The following is a 4,675-nucleotide window of genomic DNA, read 5'->3' as shown; positions in this document are numbered from 1 at the left end:
CCCAGCCGTACGCGGGGGCTGGGGCTGCGGCCACAGGGAAGGGCGGGTGGGTGGGGGAAAGACGTCAGCCCAGGCGGGCGACCAGGGCGTGGTACTCGTCCCACAGCTCCTTCGGAGCATGCGCGCCGAAGGTGTTGAGGTGCTCGGGGACCAGCGCGGCCTCCTCCCGCCACACCTCCTTGTCGACCGTCAACAGGAAGTCCAGGTCGGCGGCGGGCAGTTCGAGCCCGTCCGTGTCCAGGGACGCCGCCGTCGGCAGGATGCCGATGGGGGTCTCGACGCCCTCGGCCCGCCCGTCGAGGCGGTCGACGATCCACTTCAGGACGCGGGAGTTCTCACCGAAGCCGGGCCAGACGAACTTGCCGTCGGCGTTCTTCCGGAACCAGTTCACGTAGTAGATCTTCGGCAGCTTGGACTGGTCCTTGTCGGCACCGACCTTGATCCAGTGGGCCATGTAGTCGCCCATGTTGTAGCCGCAGAACGGCAGCATCGCGAACGGGTCGCGGCGCAGCTCGCCGACCTTGCCCTCGGCCGCGGCGGTCTTCTCGGAGGCGACGTTCGCACCGAGGAACACGCCGTGGTTCCAGTCGAAGGACTCCGTCACCAGCGGCACCGCGCTCGCGCGGCGGCCGCCGAAGAGGATCGCCGAGATCGGCACGCCCTTGGGGTCCTCCCACTCGGGCGCGATGATCGGGCACTGGGCGGCGGGCGTGGTGAAGCGGGCGTTGGGGTGCGCCGCCGGGCTGTATCCATTTTCCGTTTGGGCGGACTCCGGCGTCCAGGAGTTGCCCTTCCAGTCCGTCAGATGGGCGGGCGTCTCCTCGGTCATGCCCTCCCACCACACGTCGCCGTCGTCGGTCAGCGCGACGTTGGTGAAGACCGAGTTGCCCCACAGGGTCTTCATCGCGTTGGCGTTGGTGTGCTCGCCGGTGCCCGGCGCGACGCCGAAGAAGCCCGCCTCCGGGTTGATGGCGTACAGCCGGCCGTCCTCGCCGAAGCGCATCCAGGCGATGTCGTCGCCGATGGTCTCCACGGTCCAGCCGGCGACCGTGGGCTCCAGCATGGCGAGGTTGGTCTTGCCGCAGGCGGACGGGAAGGCCGCGGCGACGTACTTGGACTCGCCGGTGGGCGGGGTGAGCTTGAGGATCAGCATGTGCTCGGCGAGCCAGCCCTCGTCGCGCGCCATCACCGACGCGATGCGCAGCGCGTAGCACTTCTTGCCGAGCAGCGCGTTGCCGCCGTAGCCGGAGCCGTAGGACCAGATCTCGCGGGTCTCCGGGAAGTGCGAGATGTACTTGGTGCTGTTGCACGGCCACGGCACGTCGGCCTGACCCGGCTCCAGCGGGGCGCCGAGCGTGTGCACGGCCTTGACGAAGAAGCCGTCGGAGCCGAGCTCGTCGAGCACCGGCCGGCCCATGCGGGTCATCGTGCGCATCGACACGGCGACGTACGCGGAGTCGGTGATCTCGACGCCGATCGCGGACAGCGGCGAGCCGAGCGGGCCCATGCAGAACGGCACGACGTACATGGTCCGGCCGCGCATGGACCCCCGGAAGACACCCCCCGTGCCCTCGGTCCCCTGGAAGATCTCCCGCATCTCCGCGGGCGCCTTCCAGTGGTTGGTCGGCCCCGCGTCCTCCTCCTTCTCCGAGCAGATGAAGGTCCGGTCCTCGACGCGCGCGACGTCGGTCGGGTCGGACGCGGCGTAGTACGAGTTCGGCCGCTTGACCGGGTCCAGCTTCTTGAAGGTGCCCTTGGCCACGAGCTCCCCGCACAGGCGCTCGTACTCGGCCTCGGAGCCGTCGCACCAGACCACGCTGTCCGGCTGGGTCAGTTCGGCGATCTCGTTCACCCAGGAGACGAGCCCCTGGTGGTCGGTGGGGACGGTGCCCAGGGAATCCCTGGCGGGGGGAGCCGCGATATCGCGCGCCACGATTGCTCCTATACGAGGGGTTTTGTGGTTGGGGCCCCGTGGGGGCTGCGACCCGGACGCTTCACTGCATTCGACCATCTGGCGCTCATCCGGTGCCGACCGCACTCATTTGATCATCCGACGCTGTTGCGCATCTGTCCAGAGGGCTTCACACCTGAGCGGCGTGAGCATGGCCACTTATACGCACCTGTTGCAGCACTTTTGATATGTAACTTACGGTTCCGTAGCTACGATTCGGCTCATGACCGCTCCCGTCCCCGACGCGATCACGAACCCCCAGGCAGACGGCCCCCCTTCCGCGCCCGATCCGGTGAGCCCCGCACCGCATCCGGCCGCCGCCGTCGCCACCGTCGCCACTGGGCAGGGCGCAGTGGCCGTCCGCCCGGCCAAGCCGAAGATGCGGGGCTGGCTGCACGCCGGCATGTTCCCCGCGGTCCTCGTCTCCGGCCTGTTCCTGACCGCGCTCGCGGACTCCACCCGCGGCCGCGTCGCCTGCGGGATCTACGTCCTGACGGCCTGCCTGCTCTTCGGCGTCAGCGCGCTCTACCACCGCGGCAACTGGAGCCCCCGCGTCGACGGCGTCCTGCGCCGCCTCGACCACGCCAACATCTTCCTGATCATCGCGGGCACGTACACGCCGCTGACGCTGCTGCTCCTGCCGGACACCAAGGGCCAGTGGCTGCTGTGGGGCATCTGGGCGGCCGCGCTCGCGGGCATCGTCTTCCGGGTCTTCTGGGTGGGCGCGCCGCGCTGGCTCTACACGCCCTGCTATCTGGCGATGGGCTGGGCCGCGGTCTTCTTCCTGCCCGACTTCCTGCGCACGGGCGGCATCGCCGTCCTGGTCCTGGTCATCGTCGGCGGCCTCCTCTACAGCGCGGGCGGAGTGGTCTACGGCTTCAAGCGCCCGAACCCGTCCCCGCGCTGGTTCGGCTTCCACGAGGTCTTCCACTCCTTCACCCTCGCGGCGTTCGCGGTGCACTACGTGGGCATCTCGCTGGTGGCGTACCAGCACGCCTGACGCCCCCGAGGGGGCGATCCCGTCTCCGGTCCGTCAGGGGGCCGCGGCTTCATGGCCGCGGCCCCCTTTTTCGTGGGTGTCCGACTCTTTCGTGGGTGTCCGACAATGACGGCATGCCGGCCGCATCCCGCACCACGTCGCGTGACACCCCCGCCCCCGCCCCCGCCCCCGCCCCCGCCCCCGCCCCCGCCCCGAGCCTCCGGGAGCGCAAGAAGATCAAGACGCGCACGGCGATCCGCGACGCGACATACCGGCTCGTCCGCGAGCAGGGGTACGAGGCGACGACCGTCGAGCAGATCGCGGAGGCCGCGGAGGTGTCGCCGTCCACGGTGTTCCGGTACTTCCCGACCAAGGAGGACATCGTCCTCACCGACGAGTACCACCCGCTCCTGGAGACGGAGCTGCGCGCGCGGCCCGCCGACGAGCCGCTCGTCGAGTCGCTGCGGTACGTGCTGCACCGCGCCGTGGGCCTCGGCTCCACCGAGGACCCGGAGATCTCGCGCCTGCGCACCACACTCATGGTCGACGTGCCCGCCGTGCGCTCCCGGATGCTGGAGGGCATGTCCGTCACCGGCCGGACGCTGGGCCGCGTCATCGCCGACCGCACCGGCAGGGGCGCGGGTGACCTGGAGGTCAGGACCTTCGCGATGGGCCTGGTCGGGGCGCTCACGGAGGCGACGGCGTACTGGGCGGAGCGGGGTCACGTGGACGACCTGGCCGACCTCCTCGACCGGACCCTCGACATGCTGTCGGCGGGCTTCACGTCCGACCTGTGCGGTTCCTGAGGGAGCGGTGCCGGAAATCCGTCACCGCGCTTCGGGGTGCCCGCGCCAGAATGGCCCCATGAACGGTCCGGAGATCCTCATCGACTTCGCCCCCGACCTCGCGCTGTTCGTGCCGCACGACCGGAGGGGGCGGCCCACCCCGGCCGTCACCGACGGCGCGTCCTCGCTCGGGCATGTCGTCGAGTCCCTCGGCGTGCCGCTCACCGAGGTCGGCGCGCTCGTCGTGGACGGGCAGGAGGTCCCGGCCGGGCACGTGCCCGCCGCGGGCCAGCGCGTCGAGGTGCGGGCCGTGCCGCGGCCCCAGCGGGTGCGGCCCGACGAGGCCGCCGACGAGCCGCTGCGCTTCCTCCTCGACGTCCACCTCGGCACGCTCGCGCGGCGCCTGCGGCTGCTCGGTGTGGACGCCGCGTACGAGAGCACGGACATCGGGGATCCGGCGCTCGCCGCCTTGTCCGCCGCCGAGCGGCGGGTCCTGCTCAGCCGGGACCGGGGGCTGCTGCGGCGGCGTGAGCTGTGGGCCGGTGCGTACGTCTACAGCGACCGGCCCGACGAGCAGCTCCGTGATGTGCTCGGGCGGTTCGCGCCGCCGTTGCGGCCGTGGACGCGGTGCACCGCCTGCAACGGGGCCCTGCGGGCGGCGAGCAAGGAGGATGTGGCGGAGCGGCTCGAAGGGAGCACGCGAGGGTCGTACGACGTGTTCGCGGAGTGTGGGTCCTGCGCCCGTGTGTACTGGCGCGGCGCCCACCACGAACGCCTCCAGTCCATCGTCCACCAGGCCCTCACCACCGTCCCCCCGGCCACTCCCTGACACTCCCCACCCACCCGCCCTTCCCGTGGCCGCAGCCCCAGCCCCCGCGTACGGCTGGGGCTGCGCCCCTTTCCCCCTCATCGGCGCTCCGCGCCTCGCCCTCAAACGCCGGGCGGGCTACAAAACCCCCG

At 71.2% G+C, this 4,675-nt stretch carries 4 protein-coding genes; 3 read left to right on the top strand and 1 reads right to left on the bottom strand.

All coding sequences use genetic code 11. The annotated features are described in order from the left end of the window. Nucleotides 1–64: 64 nt before the first annotated feature. Nucleotides 65–1,933 (bottom strand): phosphoenolpyruvate carboxykinase (GTP), encoded by a 1,869-nt coding sequence (locus ACFWZ5_RS44805; protein ID WP_384806644.1) that lies wholly within the window; start codon nucleotides 1,931–1,933, stop codon nucleotides 65–67. A 241-nt stretch (nucleotides 1,934–2,174) separates the two neighbouring features. On the opposite strand from ACFWZ5_RS44805, the gene ACFWZ5_RS44800 reads away from it, so the two are divergent. The 3 genes from ACFWZ5_RS44800 (at nucleotide 2,175) to ACFWZ5_RS44790 (ending at nucleotide 4,544) form a co-directional block, all read left to right on the top strand. Further along, nucleotides 2,175–2,951, top strand: a complete 777-nt coding sequence (locus ACFWZ5_RS44800; protein ID WP_384806642.1) for a hemolysin III family protein — start codon at nucleotides 2,175–2,177, stop codon at nucleotides 2,949–2,951. A 113-nt stretch (nucleotides 2,952–3,064) separates the two neighbouring features. Beyond that, nucleotides 3,065–3,736 (top strand): TetR/AcrR family transcriptional regulator, encoded by a 672-nt coding sequence (locus tag ACFWZ5_RS44795; protein WP_384892899.1) that lies wholly within the window; start codon nucleotides 3,065–3,067, stop codon nucleotides 3,734–3,736. Between the two features lie 58 nt (nucleotides 3,737–3,794). Continuing rightward, a complete protein-coding gene (locus tag ACFWZ5_RS44790; protein ID WP_384806934.1) occupies nucleotides 3,795–4,544 on the top strand; it encodes a Mut7-C RNAse domain-containing protein in 750 nt (249 codons plus the stop codon). Nucleotides 4,545–4,675 lie beyond the last annotated feature (131 nt).

Source organism: Streptomyces sp. NPDC059003, from assembly GCF_042740445.1.
Taxonomy (GTDB): domain Bacteria; phylum Actinomycetota; class Actinomycetes; order Streptomycetales; family Streptomycetaceae; genus Streptomyces.
This window is presented reverse-complemented; position numbering and strand designations above follow the sequence as displayed.

Coding starts and splice junctions, on each gene's coding strand:
- ACFWZ5_RS44800 (WP_384806642.1), top strand. CDS start 2,175: ATGACCGCTCCCGTCCCCGACGCGATCACGAACCCCCAGGCAGACGGC.
- ACFWZ5_RS44795 (WP_384892899.1), top strand. CDS start 3,065: ATGCCGGCCGCATCCCGCACCACGTCGCGTGACACCCCCGCCCCCGCC.
- ACFWZ5_RS44790 (WP_384806934.1), top strand. CDS start 3,795: ATGAACGGTCCGGAGATCCTCATCGACTTCGCCCCCGACCTCGCGCTG.